A 21,205-nucleotide genomic window follows, 5' to 3' on the forward strand; every position below is an offset into this window, starting at 1 on the left:
TTTAACGGGCTAGCAACTGCCAAAGTTGGCGTTTTAGGCGATAATCATCGAGCATATCCAGCAGATACGGCAGACGCTGTATGGGTTGTTCATCTAGACAGTCAGGCAATGGCGTCAATGCCCCCACCTTGGGATTGCCTTGATTAATACGATATAAAAATCCTGAAAACCCTGCGACTGCCATCGGGTAGCTGCTCATTAATTGCACCGTGGCTTTGGGTAAATTCTGGCTATCGGTAAGCAAGGGAAAGTTAAAAAAATGCACTGATGCTTTTAACCCACTGATGATTTGTTGCCATAACTGCTGTTGGCGGCTGTCCGTTTGCAAAAAATGACTGTCAACCACCAGTGTCCACTCACCCCCCACTATCGCCTGCACATCAAAACTGGCAGTGAGCAATTCATCATTGATCTGTTCATTATTGAATAGCTCATCACTCTGCCCGGGATTACTGTACCTATCATTATTTGGCGCAAGGTCGCTTTTTAAAGGTGAATGATTGGGTAAAGGTATATCATGGGGGTGAAAATCTGCCAGACTCGCTAGGGGTAATTCTGCTACACTCCCAACGGCATCATCCGCAATAACAGGATGATTGAAGTCTGGCGTTGTATCAATGGGCGCAAGTTCGCTCGTTAACCCAGTTTGAGCTGGTGGTAACTGCTGTGGCATGGCAGCAAGCGTCTCAACCGCTTGATAGGAAGAAACAACCTCAAAATCTTCTAGATTAGCAAACGTTTTGACAGGGCAATCTTGGCGCACCCAACGTGTAATACCCATCTGCGCCAGTATTTCGCTTTGCCAGGCATCGTACTGCTGCTCATCAAGGGTAAGGTCAGGCACAGTCATACCAATGTTAACTCAAGTTGAATGGGGCAACGCATTGTAGCAACCTTATAGCAACCAAATACCCCTATTAAAAAATTATACAATCGGGGTGAGCGGCACAGTGACATCTGCATTTTGCCCACGATGACGCAGATAATGGTCTAACAGCACAATGGCAAGCATGGCTTCTGCTATCGGCGTAGCACGTACACCGACACAAGGATCATGCCGCCCTTTGGTTAGCATCTCTACTGCATTGCCGTGAATATCAATACTTTGACCCGGCGTAGTGATACTGGCAGTAGGTTTTAGCGCAATACTCACTACTATCGTCTGACCCGATGAAATCCCCCCTAAAATTCCCCCGGCATGGTTGGCATTAAAGCCGTCCAAGGTTAACTCGTCGCGAGACTCATGCCCAAACTGTCCCGCCACTGCCATGCCATCGCCAATTTCAACGCCTTTGACTGCATTGATGCTCATCATCGCATGGGCAATATCCGCATCAAGCCTGTCAAACACAGGCTCACCCAATCCCACCGGTACACCCGATGCCAATATGGTAAGCTTTGCGCCACAGCTTGTTCCTTGCTCACGGCATTGGGTAATCAGCTGCTCAAACTTTGGTAAGGCGTCTATATCCGCACAAAAAAATGGGTTGCTGTTGACAAATTCCCAATCAATCGTATTTTCAGGTATCTGTTTGGCAACCACATTACCAATCTGGGTCACATAACCGCGAACTTCTACCCCTAGCCGTTGTTTCAAATATTTCTTGGCAATCGCGCCCGCTGCCACTCGCATTGCCGTTTCACGCGCTGATGAGCGACCACCGCCACGATAATCGCGAAACCCATATTTCATGCTATAAGTATAATCGGCATGATTGGGACGAAAGGTGTCTTTAATATCGCTATAATCTTTGGATTTTTGGTTGGTATTGCGAATCAACAGCCCGATAGAAGTGCCTGTCGTTTTACCCTCAAACACACCAGAGATAATTTCAACTGCATCGTCTTCACGGCGCTGGGTCGCAAATTTTGAAGTACCGGGCTTACGACGATCCAAGTCAATTTGCAGATCTGCTTCGGTTAAAGGCAAACCTGGTGGCACACCGTCAACGATTGCCATGAGTCCTGCACCATGTGATTCGCCACAGGTGGTAACGGTAAAAACTTGCCCGATGGTATTGCCTGCCATTTACGCTCCGCTTACTATTTCATGAATGCTTGCAAATAAAATAATAGATTTGTTGCACCCTGTTCATATATTGTTTTTTTAGCCAATATCTAACTCATTAAATCAACAAGTTAAAGATAGCAACCCTAAACAACCGCTTACTAAGAAACACTCACATACTGCTCAAAATATGCCCGATTTTCCATCAATTCATCATAATCCATGGCAAAAATCCCATGTCCGCCATGCGCAAAGGTTAACCAATCAAACTGAATTTCAGGATAGGCTTGGCGTAGTGCCCATTCACTATCCCCCACCTCGCACACTAGCAGGCCGTCACGAGTTAGATAATCTGGGGCGTTGTATAAAATATGATGCACCAAATCCAAGCCATCTTGTCCCGCTGCCAACGCATGGTCTGGCTCATGCAAGAACTCGGGTGGTAAATCTGCCATCGTTGCCGCATCGACATACGGCGGGTTGGTCACAATCAAATCATATTGATTTTCTGCAGGCACTTTTTCAAATAAGTTTGACTCAATCAAATTGACCTGATGGTTCATGTGGTGATGTTCCACATTGACCGCTGCCACTTCTAGCGCGTTCTTGTCGATATCACTGGCATCGACCATTGCATCAGGGAAACGGCTTGCCAAGGCAATGGCAATACAGCCTGACCCTGTACACAAATCAAGCATACGCTCTGGTTGTGCTAACTGTTTATCATACAATCCGTGGTCATGAAATTTTTTGTCATTAGTAGGGCCACTGATTTTTTCAACCAAATCATTCGGCTCAAAATAGGGATAAAACTGCTGGCGAATCAGCTCAGCAATGGGCGAGCGTGGAATCAATACCCGCTCATCCACATAAAATGGCAAATCGCAAAAATAAGACAAATTAATTAAATAACTCAAAGGTTTACGTTCAACGATACGGCGCTGCAACAATGTCAATACTTCTGATTTTTCGCTATTGGTCAGGCGACAATCTAAAATTTGCTCATCGGCAGACCAATCAAGCGACAAGGTTTGTAGCACAATGGCAGAAGCTTCAGCAAACTCATCTGTGGTACCTTGCGCGACTACCACATCATGCTCGCGTAATTTACTGACTCCAAAACGGATAAAATCGCGAATCGTTTTTAGGGTTTGGTGGGCTTCAGCAAACTCTTGCTGCATAGTGTCAAAGATGTCATCTGACTCAGTTTCTTTATCCATATCAAGTGCTTGCAAATCGATTTGCAAGTCATCAAAATTTTGTGAATCTTGACGTTGGTCAAAAGATGGCGTGTGAGAAACATTGGCTGATGCAAATGGCGATGATGACATAGTGGTTAACCTAAAAAATTTTGAATTAAAATTATAATATACTTTGATTTTTTTACAAATTATTTAACGAGCTAAAGTTATTTAACAAGCTAAAGGGTCACAGATTTGCACAATTCAATTTTTCATCATCGAGCTGTTAAATAAACATGGTAAAAATAAATGTTGCTCGCAGGTCTAAATGTTTTAAACCCTTTTTTGCCTTAACCTTGCTATAAAAATACCGCTTGGTTAAAAAATTTTACCATTGTCTATGATGCGATTTGTTAATGTTAGACTTAAAGCATGTAAATTCGCCTCTGGGACAATTTATCTATACAACAATTTAACGGCGTAAAAATTAAGTGTGTAGCGAGGTTTCAGAGCGCAAGGTTGTTAAACGCCTTGGCAAACGCTACTTAGATTGCCGTGCTGCCAACAAATGAGCCATTGCCCGAAAAGTTGGTTTTTATAGTATAATTGCTGCCAATTTATGCTTTTATTGTACGTTATTTATATTGTCCCTTATTTTTATTTGTTATTGCCGATTATTGAGTCAATCTATGAAAAAATTTGTACTGTCTACCCTAGCTTGTCTTATTGCCAATCAAGCATTTGCAGCCACCAATACGGTCTCAGACACCACCGCCACCAAAAAAACGACCACGACTAAAACTGCCACCACGAAAGCGGCTAGCGCCTCTACCGCAGCCGCGACTGCTACTACTAAAAAACCGCAAACAGCCAAGCCCGCAGCTAGCGTCACACAATCTACCACCACGCCCAAAGTCGCCTCGGCTACTGCGGTGACGGCAGCAAAACCAACGGCAACTTCAACCGATATTCCCTTGACGCCAGTCTCAGCCACCACCACGGCATTAGGCATTAAAGAAGACGCCACCCAAACAGGTATCGACAGTGACTATACCTCGGGTGCAGGTGTCGCAGGCGCGAGCTCTGAAGAAGTCAACAATACTACGACGGCTGCGCCAACTTTTGACCCGACGACGGTAGGTAACAATAAAACAGCAACGACACCTGCCAGTTTTTCTACCCTAAATTTGTCTGACTACGCACAGCTAGTCAATAGCGCCGACTGGAAACCCGGTCAAAATGTTAACTCAGCAACGACCTTAAAACTTCAAGCCTTGTTAGATTGGAATCATGCTTCACCGGGTCCGATTGATGGCGGCTGGGGTATGAATGCCAAAAAAGCGCTCAAAAATTTCCAAGCCATGCATGGACTACCCCAAGATGGTCGTATGAGCGCGGAAGTTTGGAAACTGTTAAATGAAAAAATCCCTGCCAATCAGCCTGTGTTGGTCGGTTATACCTTGACGCAAGAAGATATTAAAGGTCCGTATCAGCCAACACCGAGTGGTAGTGAAGCCAAATCTAAAATGAAAGGTCTATACTATCAAGACGTCCAAGAAATGTTGGCTGAACGTTTCCACATGGATATTCGCTATCTTAAAAAGCTTAATAGCGATAAAAAATTCACCGTGGGTGAAACCATCACCGTGTTTAACCCAGGCGCGCCACTCAATGAGAAAATCACCCGTTTGGTTGCCAAAAAAGCCGACAATATCTTATACGCTTATAATGGCGATAGATTAATTGCCACTTATCCTACCACGGTCGGTAGTAGTGATACACCGTCTCCTACGGGTACCTTTAGTATTGTCAATCGTGTTAAAAACCCTTGGTACCGCGCCAGTAGCGGTGAAGGCAAAGATAAAAAAGTGTTTATGTTGCCGCCAGGACCCAAAAGTCCAGTCGGTGTGGTATGGATGGGACTGAGTAAACCATCATATGGTATCCATGGCTCGCCCGTTCCTGAAGGCATTAGCCGTCAAGCCTCGCACGGCTGTGTTCGCTTAACCAACTGGGATGTGCTTGAAGTGTATGCCAATGTTGATACAGGTACCAAGGTAGATTTACAGTAGCTGTTGAGCTATAGCGTTTAGCACCGTAGTCTAGCGTGAGTGCTATACACTTTTAACCTTATTAGCCATAAAAAAACCGCTTAGCTATTATTAGTTAAGCGGTTTTAGCGGTTTTAGTTATTTATCTAGCGTACTTTGTTATCGCGCAACTGGGGTTTTGGCAGTAGTCAGTGTTTGCATTTTTTTGGCGACAATCCATGCAATTGGAATAGATAGGATTAAACCGACAATCGCTGTGGCTATAATGTGTGGAATTTGGTCAAAACCAGTTACCAGCGCAATGGTCATTAAAACACCGATAGTCACACCAGAAGCGATTGTAAAAATTACGCTAAATAATTGCCAGTTCATAACAATTCCTTATTATTGTGTAAATAGATGTATTTGTTACGTATAGTTATAATCCAATCCCACACTCAATACAAGGGAAAAAAAGATTAAACAAATGCGCAACCTAAAACAATTGGTTATCAATCCCACATTTTTAGTAAGGTTTAATTTGAATCAAATCTATCGAAAAATCCAAAAAATCCGTGTTTTTTTCCGATTAATATCACTGAGGTCGAGGAATTTAATTGGCTTTATAAACATTGATGAAAAAAAATCCCACCCAGTTTTTTAAGTTTGATGGCATATTTTTTAGTAACTATTTTTAATAACTATGACCCAATAACATGACTTGGTTAAAAAATTGTGGTAAAGAAATCTTCTGTAATCTGCTATGTTAGCGGTGTTTATCAATTGTTTAACACAATAAAGGACAGGAGTATTTGATATGCATCAACAATTTTCTTTTTTCGCCGCTATTAGGCTATCTACTAAACGCCTAGCTAATAAACGCCAAGCTACTAAATGCATAGGAAGTGCCGCTGCAGTGATTGGCTCAGCCCTAGCCTTGGGCGGCTGCGCCGCTACCACTGGTACCGGTGTGATGGATGCTAATAGCACCATCGGCGCTGCCAACAATGTCGGCATGGCGATATTTAAAGCCGCAGTGAATCAACAATGCCAAGCTCAATTACAAAATAACCAATACTGGCGCTTGGGCAGTGTATTGATGACTTCCGACAAGCAAGCAGAGGTAGCGAGCAATGTCTGTAGCTGCGTCAGCGAAAAAGCCCCGCAGTCCGTCACCATTGTCGATTTGACCACAGCAGCAGTCGACCCGGCCGCGCGCAATGTCATTGTGGCGCGTGCGGTATCGAATACCTTACAGCAATGCGTGGGCGAATTTGTTAAGTAAATATTAACTTGCTACTGAGTGTGTGCTACTATATAATAGCGCACCTTGTTTATACCAATATAGTTAGATGATTCTAACTTAGGTGCATTCAATCTCCTTGCTGTTGACACGGGGTCAACGGCTGTTTAATCCGTGAGGAGTCTTTATGAGACATTATGAACTGGTATTATTGGTTCACCCAGACCAAAGCGACCAAGTGGTTGGCATGGTTGAGCGTTATATCAACTTAGTAAAAGAACAAGGTGGTGCTATCCATCGCCTAGAAGATTGGGGTCGTCGTCAATTAGCTTACCCAATCAACAAAGTTCACAAAGCTCACTATGTGCTATTAAACATTGAAGCGGGTCAACAAACGCTTGATGAGCTTGAAGAATTATTCCGTTATAACGATGCTATCATCCGTAGCTTAGTTATCCGTCGTGACGAAGCGATTACTGAAGAATCACCATTAGCAAAAAGTGCTGAAGAAAAACGTGCTCGTAAAGCTTCACGCCGTAACGATACAGCTCAAGATGACTATCAATCAAATGATGATGAGTCAGAAGTTGATGCTGAAGACAACAACGACGAATAATTAAGGAGACTAATCATGGCACGTTTTTATCGCCGCCGTAAATTTTGCCGTTTTACTGCTGAAGGCATTACCCATATCGATTATAAAGATATCGAAATCCTAAAACAGTATGTCACTGAAAGTGGCAAAATCGTACCAAGCCGTATCACTGGTACTTCAAACAAATATCAACGCCAATTGGCTGTAGCAATCAAACAAGCGCGTTATCTTGCGTTGGTTCCTTACACTGACAGCCAAAAATAAACCGAGGAGTGATATATGCAAGTTATTTTATTACAACGTATCGCTAACCTAGGTAAACTAGGCGATACTGTTAATGTAAAAGCAGGTTATGGCCGTAACTTCCTTGTACCACAAGGTAAAGCATTACCAGCTACTGCTTTTAACATCGAAAAATTTGAAGCACGCCGTGCAGAACTTGAAAAAGTAGAAGCTGATGAATTAGCCGCTGCTAATGCCCGTGCTGAAGCGCTACAAGACGTCAATGTTATCATCCGTGCAAAATCAGGTGATGAAGGCAAACTATTTGGCTCTATCGGTACTCGCGATATCGCCGATGCCTTAACTAAATCTGGTTTACCTGTTGACCGTTCAGAAGTTAAATTGCCTGAAGGTGCATTACGTCAAATTGGCGAATACAATGTTGACATTCAATTACATCACGATGTAATGACCAACATTCAAGTCACTATCTTGGCAGAAGATTCAGCTGCTTAATTGATAGTTTACTTTAAAAAAGAGATGGCTTTGCTGTCTCTTTTTTTTATTGTTTGCGGCGTAAAAATTCAACAAAAAACCCTAAAATTCAAGCTGATTTCATTCAAAAAAATTGCCGTTTTTTTATATTTTTCTCATTAGAATTTGGATGGTTTTTTCGGTATATTGACTGTTCTATTTTGATGCGTGTGTTAGACTCACCATTTGCAACCGATAACTTTTAGCAAAATTTTGCCCTTTCAAACTATTTAAAATAACTTTATCACAGGTCATCATGGCAGACGATAAAACCAAAGAGAACGATCTTAAGAATACTTCGCTGACGCAGCATCAACCGCACAGTATGGACTTAGAAAAGTCCGTCCTAGCGTCGCTGATGAGCCTTGAAGAGTCGTTTGATCGCATCTCAGATATTATTACCAAATATGATTTTTATGCACAGCGCCATCAATATATTTTTGATGCTATCTCTCATCTTGCCAATGCCAATGAGCCGTATGATGCCACCATGGTGATGGACTGGCTCGATATGCAAAAACTGCTTGAACCTGCAGGTGGTAGCGATTATCTAGGCGATATCCTATCACAAAGCCCAGCGACGCTGTTTAACTTGACTGCTTATGCGCAGCGGGTAAAAGAATTCTCGACCTTACGCCAAATCATCAAAGCCGGCAGTCATATGCTAGAGCTTGCCTTTGACCCAAAAAATCAAAGTGTCAGTGATATTTTAGATACCGTTGAAAGCGAAATTTTTGCCATCAATGAAACCCATAGCCGCCATTCAAAACACAAGGGTCCTACCCAACTGAGCGATGTTATTACCAATGTCGTCAACAATATCCAAGAACTTAAAGACCATCCTGAAGGCATGATTGGGCTTAAGACCCCGTTTGAAGAACTCAATAACAAAACCCAAGGGCTACAAGCGGGCGATCTCATTATTGTGGCAGCGCGTCCTTCGATGGGTAAAACCACATTTGCGATGAATTTGGCAGAGAGTATTTTATTTCATACCGATTTACCGGTGGTGGTGTTTTCGATGGAAATGCCTGCCGAGTCAATTGTGATGCGTCTATTGTCCTCTTGGGGGGCCATCAACCAAACGCATTTGCGCTCAGGTCAAATGAACGAAGATGAATGGGGTAAACTTTCTAACGCCATCGCCCATCTGCATGCTAAAAAATTGTATATCGATGACAGTACCGCGCTACCGCCATCTGAGGTTCGTTCGCGCTGTCGCCGTATTGCCAAAGACAATGATGGCAAACTTGGCATGGTAATGGTCGACTATCTACAATTGATGAAAGTCCCAGGCTTAGGCGACAACCGCGTGGGTGAGATTTCGGAGATTTCTCGAAGCTTAAAAGCGCTTGCCCGTGAGATGAATTGCCCGGTGGTGGCTTTATCACAGCTAAATCGGAGCTTGGAGAATCGCCCCAACAAACGCCCGATTATGTCGGACTTACGGGAGTCAGGTGCCATTGAGCAGGATGCCGATTTGATTATGTTCATTTATCGTGATGAGGTTTATAATGAAAATAGCGATGCTAAAGGCACAGCTGAAATCATTATCGGTAAACAGCGTAATGGACCTATTGGGACAGTGCGCCTATCCTTTGAAGGGCAATTTACCCGTTTTGGTAACCTAACCCCTGAATTTTACCAAACCGCTTCCTTTAGCGAACCTGATGAATAAAAATTTCACTGCAACAAGGTCAAGATTGTGCGTCAAACCAGCATCACCATCGATTTAGCAGCGCTTACCCATAACCTACAACGCGTCAAAGATTATGCCCCTACCGCCAAGGTATTAGCCATGGTGAAAGCCAATGCCTACGGGCATGGCGCAGTCAACTGTTTACCCGCCGTAGCACAAGCCGATGCCTTAGGTGTCGCTTGTTTGCAAGAAGCGATAGAACTACAACAGGCTGGCTGGCAAAAACTAATGGTAGTGATTGAAGGCGCGTTTTCGTTAGCAGAATGGCAATATTGTATAGCGCATCAAATCGAGTGCGTGGTACACCACCAACGCCAATTAGACTGGGCGTTGCAGCAGCCTGCAAAAACCGGCGCAACCGTGTGGCTAAAACTAAACACTGGCATGAACCGCCTTGGCTTTACATCGGATGAAGTCAGGGAAATTGCCCAGCAATTAACCGAGGCAGGTTACGAGATTGTTTTGACCACCCATTTTGCCAACGCTGATGCCATCGATCATCCCAATAACCAACAACAATTTGAGTTATTTGATTTAACCTTACAAATGTTACGTGACCAAGTCAACCCAGCGATTAAAGGCTCATTGTGTAATTCAGCAGGGATTGTCAACTGGTCAGACCGCCATTATGATTGGGTGCGCCCAGGCATTATCTTGTATGGGGCAACGCCTGTAAATCATGCCACTGCCAAACAGCTAAATCTGCAACCCGTCATGCATTTTAACGCCAGCATCATGGCAATTCATACGCTAAAAGCGGGCGATAGCGTGGGTTATGGTAGTCGCTGGACTGCCCAAGCCCCAGCGCGCATCGGCATTATCAGTGTGGGTTATGCTGATGGTTATCCAAGGGTGATTAGCGATGATGCCTATGTCGTGGTCGCAGGTCAACAGGCGCCTATCATCGGTCGCGTGGCGATGGATATGTTGATGGTTGATTTAACCCATACTACTGAGGTAAACCTTGACTGCCCTGTCCAGCTTTGGGGTAACGCACCGACTATTGATGAAGTGGGTAGCTGGAATGATACCATTAGCTATGAGCTGTTAAGCGTGGTCACGCGACGTCCAACGTGGATTTATCAGTCGTAACTGTTAACTATGTGACGGATGTTAAAGTGACACAAATGCGTCAATTTGCTAGACAGTTTGGATAAATCCGCTATACTGATAGTTTACTGTAATGTTTATTGACAAAATTGGGATGTAGGACAGGCAATGAGTACCCGCCATTTTTTGACGTTATTGGATTTTAGCAAAGAAGAATTGATGCAAGTGATTAAACGCGGCAGTGAACTGCGTTTGATGCAGCATGAAGGGGTTATTTATCAGCCTTTTGTCGGTCGTACCTTGGGGATGATCTTTGAAAAATCGAGTACCCGTACCCGTATTTCGTTTGAAACAGGGATGGGACAGTTTGGCGGTCATGCCATATTTCTATCACCTCGCGATACCCAGCTAGGTCGTGGCGAACCGATTGAAGACTCAGCACGTGTCATCTCACGCATGGTCGATATCGTCATGATTCGCACCTTTGAACACAGTATTGTTGAAAAATTCGCCCAGTATTCGCAAGTACCTGTTATCAATGCACTCACTGACGAACAGCATCCTTGTCAGCTACTAGCCGATATCCAAACCTTTATGGAACACCGTGGCAGCATCGAAGGCAAAACGGTAACTTGGATTGGGGATGGCAACAATATGTGCGCTTCTTTTATCCATGCCGCGCATCAATTTGGCTTTCAATTGCGGGTTTCCGCCCCTTATGGGTTTGAACCCAATGCCGACCTCATCAAACAGTATTCGCACTGTGTCGAGCTGGTCGAAGATGTTAATGAGGCGGTCAAAGGCTCGCATTTGGTTGCCACCGATGTATGGGCAAGTATGGGACAAGAAAGCGAGCAAAATACTCGTGCGCGGCGATTTGCTCAGTATATGGTGACCCGTTCATTACTGGATAAAGCCGATCCAGACGTCTTGTTTATGCATTGTCTGCCTGCCCACCGCGGCGAAGAAATCTCCTATGATTTGCTTGAGGATCCGCGCGCTGTGGTATGGGATGAAGCCGAAAATCGTCTGCATGCCCAAAAAGCGCTGATGGAATTTTTGTTAACCGATAAAATCAAACTCGCCTAATCTATTGAGCCTGGGCGTTATCTTTGCGCCCTGCTCTGCCATTATCATCATTATCTTAATCGCTCGAATTCTTAACCGATAAAGCAAACGGAACATAGCCATGTACTTTGTGCTCTCGCCTGCCAAAAATTTGAATGAAAAAAATGATTTACCTTTCGATTGTAGTCAACATTACACCCAGCCTGCTTTGATGGCGCACGCTTGCGAATTGATGGGTGAATTAAAAACATTAGCACCAACCGATTTGTCGGCGTTGATGAGTATCTCAGGTAAACTTGGGCAATTAAATGTCGTGCGCAACCAAAATTGGCGATGGCATACTACCCAGCCATTTAGCACCGATCATGCTGACATACCTGCTAAAGCGGCGCTGTATTTATTTGATGGCGATGTCTATACAGGCTTGGCAGCGCAGCAAATGACTGAACAACAAGTCCATTATGTCAATGAGCGATTAGGAATATTGTCTGGGTTGTACGGCTTGTTAAAACCGCTTGATTTGATGCTACCTTATCGCCTGGAAATGGGCACAAAACTAAAAAATCCCAAAGGCGAGAATTTGTATCAATTTTGGGGCGATACGCTTGCCAATCTCATCAATCAACGCATGGCAGAAAATAAACACAAAGTTTTGGTAAACTTGGCTTCCAACGAATACTTCAAGGCGGTTAATCCCAAAAAAATCAGCGCGGATATTATCACGCCCCGTTTTGAAGACGGCAAAGATGGTCAATATAAAGTGGTAAGTTTCTATGCCAAAAAGGCACGCGGCTTGATGGTGCGTTTTGCCGCTGAAAATCAGCTGACAACCGCGCAACAGTTAAAAGACTTTAACTTGGAAGGCTATCAGTTTGTTGAAAATGCTTCAAGCTCAACTGAGTATGTTTTTAGACGGGATAATGATTAACTGCGCCGCCATTTAACGCAAAATATTCGCCCATAAATCCACACTCATACTATCTTTTAACACATTTTTATTGAATACACCGATGGTGTTGGCTTGTGGTAGTGAAGCGGTCGGTAGTTCCATCGTCATGGTTGTGATAATTTCCCTAATTAAAAAACCCTATTAAACTGAAGTTTAATAGGGTTTTAATTTTAGCTAAATGGCTTGAGTAGGATATAATCTTTAGATTACATCATGCCGCCCATACCACCCATGCCGCCCATACCACCCATGGCAGCAGCGCCAGCGTCGTCTTTTGGCAGGTCAGTAATCATTGCTTCTGTCGTAAGCATCAAGCCTGCCACAGATGCTGCGTTTTCAAGCGCTGAGCGAGTGACTTTGGCTGGGTCTAAGATACCCATTTCAAGCATATCGCCATATTCACCAGTCGCTGCGTTGTAACCGTAGTTACCTTGACCGCCTTTGACTTGGTTTACCACCACAGATGCTTCATCACCTGCGTTGGTCACGATTTGACGAAGTGGTGCTTCCATCGCACGACGTAAAATGTTGATACCCGCGGCTTGGTCGTCATTGTCACCATTGACATTGTCAAGCGCAGAGATAGCACGAACCAATGCCACACCACCACCTGCTACAACGCCTTCTTCGACGGCAGCACGAGTTGCATGCAAGGCATCATCCACACGGTCTTTTTTCTCTTTCATTTCAGTTTCAGTCGCCGCACCGACTTTGATAACTGCCACACCGCCTGCGAGTTTAGCAATACGCTCTTGTAGCTTTTCTTTGTCATAATCAGAGGTTGATTCTTCCACTTGGCGACGGATAGAGGCAACACGATCATCGATTTCAGTTTTTTGACCGGCACCATCGACAATCACAGTGTTTTCTTTACCAACCGTCACTTTTTTGGCAGTACCTAATACTGATAAATCCGCCGTTTCTAAGCTCATGCCCATTTCTTCTGATACAACCGTACCACCCGTTAAAATAGCGATATCTTGAAGCATTGCTTTACGACGGTCACCAAAACCAGGGGCTTTAACAGCGCAGACTTTTAAACCGCCACGCATGTTATTTACAACTAAAGTTGCCAAGGCTTCGTTTTCAACATCTTCAGCAATGATCAGTAAGGCTTTACCAGATTTCATCACGTTTTCAAGTAGTGGAATCAACTCACGGATGTTGCTGATTTTTTTGTCGACTAACAAGATTAATGGGTTTTCTAGTTCAGCGGTCAACGTATCTGCTTTATTGGCAAAGTATGGGCTGATGTAGCCACGGTCAAACTGCATACCTTCAACGACTTCAAGGGTGTCTTCAAAGCCTGAACCTTCTTCAACTGTGATTACGCCTTCTTTACCCACTTTTTCCATCGCTTGAGCGATGAGGTCACCGATAGTTTGGTCAGAGTTAGCTGAGATAGAGCCGACTTGTGCGATGGCTTTGGTGTCATTGGCTGGGGTTGAAAACGCGTGGATTTGTGCAACAACGGCACGCACACCTTTATCGATACCACGTTTTAAGTCCATTGGGTTCATGCCAGCGGCAACTGATTTCATGCCTTCTTGCAAAATCGCTTGGGCTAAAACAGTCGCTGTGGTAGTACCGTCACCTGCAACATCGTTAGTTTTGCTTGCAACTTCACGCACCAACTGTGCGCCCATGTTTTCAAATTTGTCATCAAGTTCGATTTCTTTAGCCACTGATACGCCATCTTTAGTGATGGTGGGTGCGCCAAAAGATTTGTCGATAACCACGTTACGACCTTTAGGACCCAATGTTACTTTAACCGCATTTGCTAATACGTTGACGCCGTCAATCATTTTTGCACGGGCATCAATACCAAATTTTACATCTTTAGCCATGTTAAATTCTCCAAATTATAAATTTTTATTTGTATAAGGTAGTTCAAATTGCTACCACGGTTGCTATTAATTACTTTACCAAGTACTCAACCAGTTAGATTAAGACCAGGTAAATTAAGACTAAGTAAATTAGCTTTTGGGTAAAAAACGATTGTTTAAAGTAATGACTGATTAACCTTCAATCACACCCAATACATCACTTTCTTTCATAATCAATAATTCTTCACCATCTACTTTAACCGTTGAGCCGGCGTATTGACCAAATAGTACTTTGTCGCCAACTTTGACATCGAGCGCACGTACATCGCCGTTTTCACGGATTTGACCATTCCCTACTGCAATGACTTCACCTTGAGAAGGTTTTTCTTGGGCACTGCCTGCTAGTAATAAACCGCCAGCCGTTTTTTGTTCTTCTTCGCTGCGACGCACGACGATACGATCATGTAAAGGACGAATTGCCATAATCTACTCCATAAATTAACTGTTAAATTATTGTTTGAAAGCCGTAGTTAGCTTTGAAAGCTGTGATCAGCTCAGAGGTTAGCTCAAAAGACCACCGCTATTTTGCCGACCACAAAAAGATGATAACTATCTGTTTGCATAAATAATCCTATGCTTATCACATGTTATCAATTCACTGTCTAACAGTGGGGATGTATGCCAGTTTGTTCAAGCAGAAAATTGCGAAATTTTGCAATTTGTTGTCAATTTTTTAACCCCTTCACCCAAATACCTCATAAAGACTGTCGTTTATTGCACAATCACAATCTTTTGTTAACTGGCTTGTATTTGCTTGCCATCAATACTACTGTATGCATACCAAATAGATTTAACCTTATCTGATGAACGTTATTTGATGGATGAAACATGAAAAATTCTTTAGTAAAAAAACTGTTAGTAAGTACTTCACTCGTGTCAGCGATGGCTATCACTTCTATAGCGAATGCGGCAGTTGCCCCTTTTAATGCAACCTATAATTTTAATATTGAAGGCAAATATAATGGTACCGCAAGCCGTGTATTGACCCAAACTGGCAATCAGTATTTTTATAACGTTAATGCAAGTGTCGGTAAATTAGCCAGTGCCAAGCAAACCGCCAATTTTGTCAATACCAATGGCGCTATCTTACCGGTGAGCGCGTTAACCCAATACAAAATCTTAGGGGCGGGTCGAACTACCACATTAAACTTTAATAACGCAAAAAAACAACTGGTCACCAATTATAAAGGTCAAAACAAAGTCATTGCTTTGCCACAGCCTGCGTATGATGATTTAAGTTTAGAAATTCAAATTCGGGAAGATTTAAAAGCAGGCAAGTTCCGTGGTAACTATTACATGGCAGATCGCAATACCGTTGAAGCAGTGCCCTTCAAAAAATCTGCCATGACTCGCATTACCGTGCCAGCGGGCACTTTTGATGTGGTGCGTATCGATCGCGTACATGATGATAAAGACCGTCAAACCAGTTTTTGGTTAGCCCCAAAACTCGATTATCTACCTGTCAAAGTGGTTCAAAACAATGATGGTAGAAAAATGGAAATGAATTTGGCTAGAGTAAATTAATACTTTGTCATGTTTTGACTCAAACACCGATTATATTAATCGGTGTTTTGTTATGTTTATGTCACTGTAAATACGCTATTAATGACTTATCAGGTCAGAAATTGGCGCTATTTTTGTAAGCCATAAGTTGTCAAGGCGTAAGTTTTTAACTATTCTTTGTGGGTCCATTGGAAGGCCTCACTATCCTGTCTAAGTTTCTCATACCTTTTAGCAACCTTTAGCAAGCTCTCCAATTCGCACTTTATCAATATCCATGTAAAAGGGAGTATTTCATGTCATTAAGATTGCAATCCTTAACACTCGCTATTGCCAGCATTTCATTTGCTAGCGCTGCCCAAGCCGCAGGGCTTGACCGCTCAACTCAGCCAAGTTGGGGGTTTACGCAAGATGGCACTTTTGCGTACATCGAACGAATCACCATCGACCCATCAATTAGTGGCAAAGACAATGCGGCCACCACCCCTTCGCCAACCACGTACGAAGAAGGTCGCGATACCAACAACATGGCGCTAAACTATGATTTTATCAATTATGGGGCAAAAGCAGACATCAATGATAAAGTCAGTGTGGGTGTGTTTTTTGACCAACCGTGGGGCGCGGATGTTGAGTTCACAGGCAATAATAACTTTGTTAATGGTACAGTCAGCGCGCAGCAGGTTGCTGCTGCAGGACAAGCGGCGCTAGCAGCCGCCACAGCTGCAAAAACCGCTGCTGCTGCTTATAAAGCAGATCCAACCAACCAAACACTCGCTTATAATGCAGCTAACGCGGTTAAAACCGCACAGCAAGCAGGGGCAGCCTACAATCTAGCAAGCAATATCGCTCAGCATCCCAACGAAGGTACCAATGCCTCCGTTGATAGTAAAAACTTCACGGGTTTGGTGGGGGTCAAATTTGGCGAAAAAAATAACTGGCAAGTATATGGCGGGCCGGTATTACAAAAATTAGAAGGTGAAGTGCATTTACGCGGTAAAGCCTACAATTCTACCCAAGGTTATGATGGCATCTTTGCCCAATCGAATGGTTATGGTTGGATGGCAGGTTTAGCCTATAGCAAACCTGAGATTGCGCTTAAAGCGGCGTTGACTTATCGCTCTGAAATTGATCATGACACCGTAGCGTATGAATACATGCCAGCAACTGGCGAATCAGGCAGTTATGACATGACCATCACTACCCCAAAATCTGTGAATGTTGACTTTCAAACAGGTCTCAATCCAACCACCCTATTGACCGCAAAACTGCGCTGGGTACCTTGGAGTGATTTTTCAATCAAACCGCCTTTGTATAATGCAACGACCAAAAAAGCCACCGGCGCGGATTTTAAACCCCTATATCCCAATGGTTTAAACTTGATTGATTACTCAGATGATGGCTGGGCAGCAGAAGTGGGCTTGGGTAAAAAATTAAGTAATCAATGGGCGGTATCAGGCTCAGTGGGTTGGGATAGCGGCGCGGGTGATCCCACCACCACCTTAGGGCCTGTCGAAGGTCATTGGAATGTGGGTCTAGGCGCCAAGTACAATGTTACACCCGAAGTTGCCGTGTCGGCAGGCGTGAAATATTTGATGTTTGGCGATGCCAAATCAAAAATCCCCAATGGCGACTTAGTGGGTGATTTCCAAAACAACGATGCTTGGATTTATGGGCTGCGTTTAACTTATCAGAAAAAGTAAGTCTCATAAAAAAAGCCTATCACATCGATAGGCTTTTTTTTATATCGATCCATTAATCGCGATGTTTACCATCCACCTCTAATCCTAACATATCAAGTAAGGCTGCCATACTTGCAGATACCGTGATATTTGGGTTAGTAACCAAACCCAAATAGCGTTGCAACTCAACGGGGGTATCCATATTAATCGGCTGTAAATCTTGATTGACTAACGTTTGTGGTAACACCGACCAGCCTAGCCCAACCGACACCAACATACGAATCGACTCTAGCGGGTTGGTGCTCATCGTGGCATACGGTTTTAAGTTATATTTGGCAAATTCAGCTAAAGTGATTTGGCTGGTAAAGGTATTGGCGGCGGGTAAAATCGCTGGATAATTCGCCAATTGCTCAAGCGTCACGTTCATTTTATGCGCCAGTGGCGATAAAACACCCGTCACAAAATGCAGCGGATCTGACCATAGCATATGATAATTTAGACGTTTATCATACACAGGGGGTAGGGTTAAAAAAGCCAACGACAAGTCGCCATCAAGGACGGCTTTATGCGCTTGCTCAGAATCGACAAAATGCACTTCCAGCTGTACCGCAGGATAGCTTTGGATAAATTGTTTGAGGACAGCTGGCAGATGATGTAAACCAATATGATGACTGGTACCGATAATCAGTTTACCTGACACCGTTTGCTGGCGGTTTTTAAGATTAATTTTTAGATTATCGTAATCATCTAGCCAGCGTTTGGCATGGGGTATCAAGTCATGTGCCGCTTGGGTTGGGATAATACCACGACCCACGGTATCAAAAAGGGTGACATCAAATTCGTCTTCTAAGTTTTTGATACGCTTACTCACTGCAGGCTGTGTAATAAATAGTTTATCAGCCGCCTGCGAGATACTACCTGTTTGCATAACCGCTAAAAAAGTATTTAAATTTGTGGTATTCATCTTTCCCCCAAAACTAAAACCCTACCATTTGATATAAATAAAAGTTTCATTCTTTAAAAAATACATTAAATAAGATTATAAGATAACGTATAGACAAATACAATTTATTTAATTGCCCAATACATTCCTAAAATTTTTATAAAATATAAAAATCATCAATTAAAATTATCATTTTTCTTTGTTATAATGGCGTTATTGTTTACCCGATTACTACGCCCCTTTATAAAAAAACCATAGGATATGTGTCATGGCAGCGCAAACGCTTTATGATAAACTTTGGCAAGATCACTTAGTCAATCAACGAGACGACGGTTCTAGTCTTATCTATATCGACCGTCATTTATTACATGAAGTCACAAGCCCGCAAGCATTTGAAGGCTTGTCATTAGCCAATCGTGAACCTTGGCGTTTGTCAGCAAACATCGCCACTCCTGACCATAATGTCCCGACAGTGGCGAGCGAACGTAAAGAAGGGGTGGCAGGCATTAAAGATGACGTCTCTCGCCTGCAAGTAGCCACACTCGATGAAAACTGTGCCAAATTTAACATCACTGAATTTACCATCAATGACGTGCGCCAAGGCATTGTGCATGTGGTAGGCCCAGAACAAGGTTTGGTATTACCTGGGATGACCGTAGTGTGTGGCGACTCACATACCGCAACCCATGGTGCGTTAGGCTGTCTTGCCCACGGCATCGGTACCAGTGAGGTTGAGCATGTATTGGCAACACAATGTCTTGTGCAAACCAAGATGAAAAATATGCTTATCAAAGTCGATGGCAAATTGGGTGAAGGTGTCACCCCCAAAGACGTGGTACTAGCGATTATTGCAAAAATCGGCACCGCGGGCGGGACAGGCTACGCCATTGAATTTGCAGGCGATGTGTTCCGTGACATGAGCATGGAAGGACGTATGACCGTGTGTAATATGGCAATTGAAGCCGGCGCGCGCGTTGGTATGGTAGCCGTTGATGACACCACCATTGAATACGTCAAAGGTCGTCCCTATGCGCCTACCGGTGAAATGTGGGATAAAGCCGTGGCTTACTGGCAAACCCTGCATTCAGATGCTGATGCCGTGTTTGATACCGTCATTGAGATGGCAGGCGCGGACATCGCCCCCCAAGTATCTTGGGGCACATCCCCTGAGATGGTGGTGGATATCAGCGCGCACGTCCCTACCCTAGATGCCGCAAAAGATGACGTACAAAAAGAGGCTTGGACACGCGCTTATGAGTATATGGGTTTGACCGCAGGCCAACCGGTCACCGACATCAAAGTCGATCGGGTGTTTATCGGCTCTTGTACCAACTCACGTATTGAAGATATTCGCGCGGCGGCGGCGGTTATCAAAGGTCGCAGAGTCGCAGATAGCGTCAAAGAAGCGATTGTGGTAGCCGGTTCTGGGTTGGTTAAACAACAAGCAGAAAGCGAAGGGCTGGATAAAATCTTTACTGCAGCCGGTTTTGAATGGCGGGAGCCAGGGTGCTCGATGTGCCTTGCCATGAATGCGGATAAATTACAGCCAAAAGAACATTGCGCCAGTACCTCCAATCGTAACTTTGAAGGTCGTCAAGGCAATGGTGGGCGTACCCATTTGGTCAGCCCTGCCATGGCCGCCGCTGCCGCATTAGCCGGTCATTTTGTTGACGTGAGAAATTATTAAGGTAGAACTATGAAAAAATATACCCTTGAGCAAGGCATTGTCTGCCCGCTAGACCGCTCAAACGTGGACACTGACCAAATCATTCCAAAACAGTTTTTGAAATCTATCAAACGCACAGGGTTTGGTGCCAATCTATTTGATGAATGGCGTTATTTGGACGAAGGCTATCCCGGTCAAGACAATAGCAAACGCCCCATTAACCCTGACTTTATTTTAAATCAGCCCCGTTATCAAGGTGCTAACATTTTGCTTGCACGTAAAAACTTTGGCTGTGGTTCAAGCCGTGAGCATGCCCCTTGGGCGCTCGAAGAATACGGTTTTCGCACGGTGATTGCGCCCAGTTTTGCCGATATTTTCTACAACAACTGCTTTAAAAATGGCATGTTGCCAGTGATTTTAAGCGAAGATGCGGTCAGTGAATTGTTTGCCGAATGTTTTGCCCAAGATGGCTATCAATTAACCGTGGATTTAGAAAATCAGCAAGTGATTTCACCCTCAGGTAAAAGCTATTCGTTTGACGTCGATGAATTTCGTAAGCACTGTCTGCTCAACGGTTTAGACGATATTGGTCTGACATTACAGCAAGCTGATAGCATCAAAGCGTATGAAGAGAACGCCAAACAATCACGCCCTTGGGTATTTGGCACAGGCGCGGCTTAAAGTGCTGCTTGGTTAGGTAAATGTACAATGTCAGTAGCGTTTCATTATTGATGATTTATCATTGAGAGCTTATCCATCATCTATCCCAATCTGCGTATAAGCCGCGTCTAAAAAGGCATTTTTTGACAAAGGTTGGGATATTGGTTATGTTAGTCACATTTTAATGTGCCTAGGACTGTGTTTAAATCATGGCATCATCCGCCATGGTTATCATCATTTAACTATGGCAGGCACCCTGTTACTGCAATTTTTTAATTGCTTTTTTTGATTT

20 protein-coding genes are annotated in these 21,205 nt (G+C 43.8%); 13 read left to right on the forward strand and 7 right to left on the reverse strand.

Annotation, left to right across the window (positions count from 1 at the left end; translation table 11 throughout):
- Position 1 precedes the first annotated feature (1 nt).
- From RTR63_RS01485 to prmB, 3 genes are all read right to left on the reverse strand, one after another.
- A complete protein-coding gene (locus RTR63_RS01485; protein ID WP_312522298.1) occupies positions 2-850 on the reverse strand; it encodes a hypothetical protein in 849 nt (282 codons plus the stop codon).
- A gap of 75 nt (positions 851-925) precedes the next feature.
- A complete protein-coding gene (gene aroC, locus RTR63_RS01490) occupies positions 926-2,029 on the reverse strand; it encodes a chorismate synthase (RefSeq protein ID WP_312177285.1) in 1,104 nt (367 codons plus the stop codon).
- Between the two features lie 140 nt (positions 2,030-2,169).
- Complete coding sequence (gene prmB, locus RTR63_RS01495; protein ID WP_409418180.1) at positions 2,170-3,228, reverse strand: 50S ribosomal protein L3 N(5)-glutamine methyltransferase; 1,059 nt, start codon at positions 3,226-3,228, stop codon at positions 2,170-2,172.
- Positions 3,229-3,878: 650 nt separating this feature from the next.
- Here prmB and RTR63_RS01500 point away from each other — a divergent pair.
- Positions 3,879-5,261: a L,D-transpeptidase family protein gene (locus RTR63_RS01500; RefSeq protein ID WP_312522300.1), complete on the forward strand. Its 1,383-nt coding sequence runs from the start codon at positions 3,879-3,881 to the stop codon at positions 5,259-5,261.
- 138 nt (positions 5,262-5,399) lie between these two features.
- Here the strand turns inward: RTR63_RS01500 and RTR63_RS01505 are convergent, their stop codons facing one another.
- Positions 5,400-5,612, reverse strand: a complete 213-nt coding sequence (locus RTR63_RS01505; protein ID WP_309576718.1) for a hypothetical protein — start codon at positions 5,610-5,612, stop codon at positions 5,400-5,402.
- 424 nt (positions 5,613-6,036) lie between these two features.
- Here RTR63_RS01505 and RTR63_RS01510 point away from each other — a divergent pair, with 424 nt between their 5' ends.
- The 8 genes from RTR63_RS01510 to yaaA all read left to right on the forward strand — a co-directional run bounded on the left by RTR63_RS01510 (position 6,037) and on the right by yaaA (position 12,558).
- Positions 6,037-6,504 (forward strand): hypothetical protein, encoded by a 468-nt coding sequence (locus tag RTR63_RS01510; protein WP_312522302.1) that lies wholly within the window; start codon positions 6,037-6,039, stop codon positions 6,502-6,504.
- A gap of 145 nt (positions 6,505-6,649) precedes the next feature.
- A complete protein-coding gene (gene rpsF, locus RTR63_RS01515) occupies positions 6,650-7,078 on the forward strand; it encodes a 30S ribosomal protein S6 (protein WP_007114929.1) in 429 nt (142 codons plus the stop codon).
- Between the two features lie 15 nt (positions 7,079-7,093).
- The gene (gene rpsR, locus RTR63_RS01520; protein ID WP_036594162.1) at positions 7,094-7,321 is read left to right on the forward strand and encodes a 30S ribosomal protein S18; all 228 of its coding nucleotides are present in this window, start codon (positions 7,094-7,096) and stop codon (positions 7,319-7,321) included.
- Between the two features lie 15 nt (positions 7,322-7,336).
- A complete protein-coding gene (gene rplI, locus RTR63_RS01525) occupies positions 7,337-7,795 on the forward strand; it encodes a 50S ribosomal protein L9 (protein ID WP_060994380.1) in 459 nt (152 codons plus the stop codon).
- A 274-nt stretch (positions 7,796-8,069) separates the two neighbouring features.
- Positions 8,070-9,491: a replicative DNA helicase gene (gene dnaB / locus RTR63_RS01530; protein ID WP_312116298.1), complete on the forward strand. Its 1,422-nt coding sequence runs from the start codon at positions 8,070-8,072 to the stop codon at positions 9,489-9,491.
- Positions 9,492-9,518: 27 nt separating this feature from the next.
- On the forward strand, positions 9,519-10,604 hold the full coding sequence (gene alr / locus RTR63_RS01535; RefSeq protein ID WP_312522305.1) for an alanine racemase: 1,086 nt from the start codon (positions 9,519-9,521) through the stop codon (positions 10,602-10,604).
- A gap of 126 nt (positions 10,605-10,730) precedes the next feature.
- Positions 10,731-11,651: an ornithine carbamoyltransferase gene (gene argF / locus RTR63_RS01540; RefSeq protein ID WP_007114922.1), complete on the forward strand. Its 921-nt coding sequence runs from the start codon at positions 10,731-10,733 to the stop codon at positions 11,649-11,651.
- Positions 11,652-11,751: 100 nt separating this feature from the next.
- Positions 11,752-12,558 (forward strand): peroxide stress protein YaaA, encoded by an 807-nt coding sequence (gene yaaA / locus RTR63_RS01545; RefSeq protein WP_312522309.1) that lies wholly within the window; start codon positions 11,752-11,754, stop codon positions 12,556-12,558.
- Between the two features lie 227 nt (positions 12,559-12,785).
- Here yaaA and groL read toward each other — a convergent pair whose 3' ends face one another.
- On the reverse strand, positions 12,786-14,426 hold the full coding sequence (groL, locus tag RTR63_RS01550; RefSeq protein WP_224054190.1) for a chaperonin GroEL: 1,641 nt from the start codon (positions 14,424-14,426) through the stop codon (positions 12,786-12,788).
- Between the two features lie 171 nt (positions 14,427-14,597).
- Positions 14,598-14,891: a co-chaperone GroES gene (locus RTR63_RS01555; protein WP_198001374.1), complete on the reverse strand. Its 294-nt coding sequence runs from the start codon at positions 14,889-14,891 to the stop codon at positions 14,598-14,600.
- A 402-nt stretch (positions 14,892-15,293) separates the two neighbouring features.
- On the opposite strand from RTR63_RS01555, the gene RTR63_RS01560 reads away from it, so the two are divergent.
- Positions 15,294-15,989, forward strand: a complete 696-nt coding sequence (locus RTR63_RS01560) for a DUF3108 domain-containing protein (protein ID WP_312522311.1) — start codon at positions 15,294-15,296, stop codon at positions 15,987-15,989.
- A 272-nt stretch (positions 15,990-16,261) separates the two neighbouring features.
- The gene (locus tag RTR63_RS01565; RefSeq protein ID WP_312522312.1) at positions 16,262-17,665 is read left to right on the forward strand and encodes an outer membrane protein transport protein; all 1,404 of its coding nucleotides are present in this window, start codon (positions 16,262-16,264) and stop codon (positions 17,663-17,665) included.
- A gap of 52 nt (positions 17,666-17,717) precedes the next feature.
- Here RTR63_RS01565 and RTR63_RS01570 read toward each other — a convergent pair whose 3' ends face one another.
- On the reverse strand, positions 17,718-18,608 hold the full coding sequence (locus tag RTR63_RS01570; protein WP_095356087.1) for a LysR family transcriptional regulator: 891 nt from the start codon (positions 18,606-18,608) through the stop codon (positions 17,718-17,720).
- A gap of 247 nt (positions 18,609-18,855) precedes the next feature.
- Between RTR63_RS01570 and leuC the strand changes: the two genes are divergently transcribed.
- Both leuC and leuD read left to right on the forward strand, forming a co-directional pair.
- Positions 18,856-20,274: a 3-isopropylmalate dehydratase large subunit gene (gene leuC / locus RTR63_RS01575; RefSeq protein ID WP_312522314.1), complete on the forward strand. Its 1,419-nt coding sequence runs from the start codon at positions 18,856-18,858 to the stop codon at positions 20,272-20,274.
- A gap of 9 nt (positions 20,275-20,283) precedes the next feature.
- Positions 20,284-20,934, forward strand: a complete 651-nt coding sequence (gene leuD, locus RTR63_RS01580; RefSeq protein WP_159374993.1) for a 3-isopropylmalate dehydratase small subunit — start codon at positions 20,284-20,286, stop codon at positions 20,932-20,934.
- Positions 20,935-21,205 lie beyond the last annotated feature (271 nt).

Source organism: Moraxella sp. CTOTU47724 (assembly GCF_032014955.1).
Classification (GTDB): Bacteria; Pseudomonadota; Gammaproteobacteria; order Pseudomonadales; family Moraxellaceae; genus Faucicola; species Faucicola tetraodonis.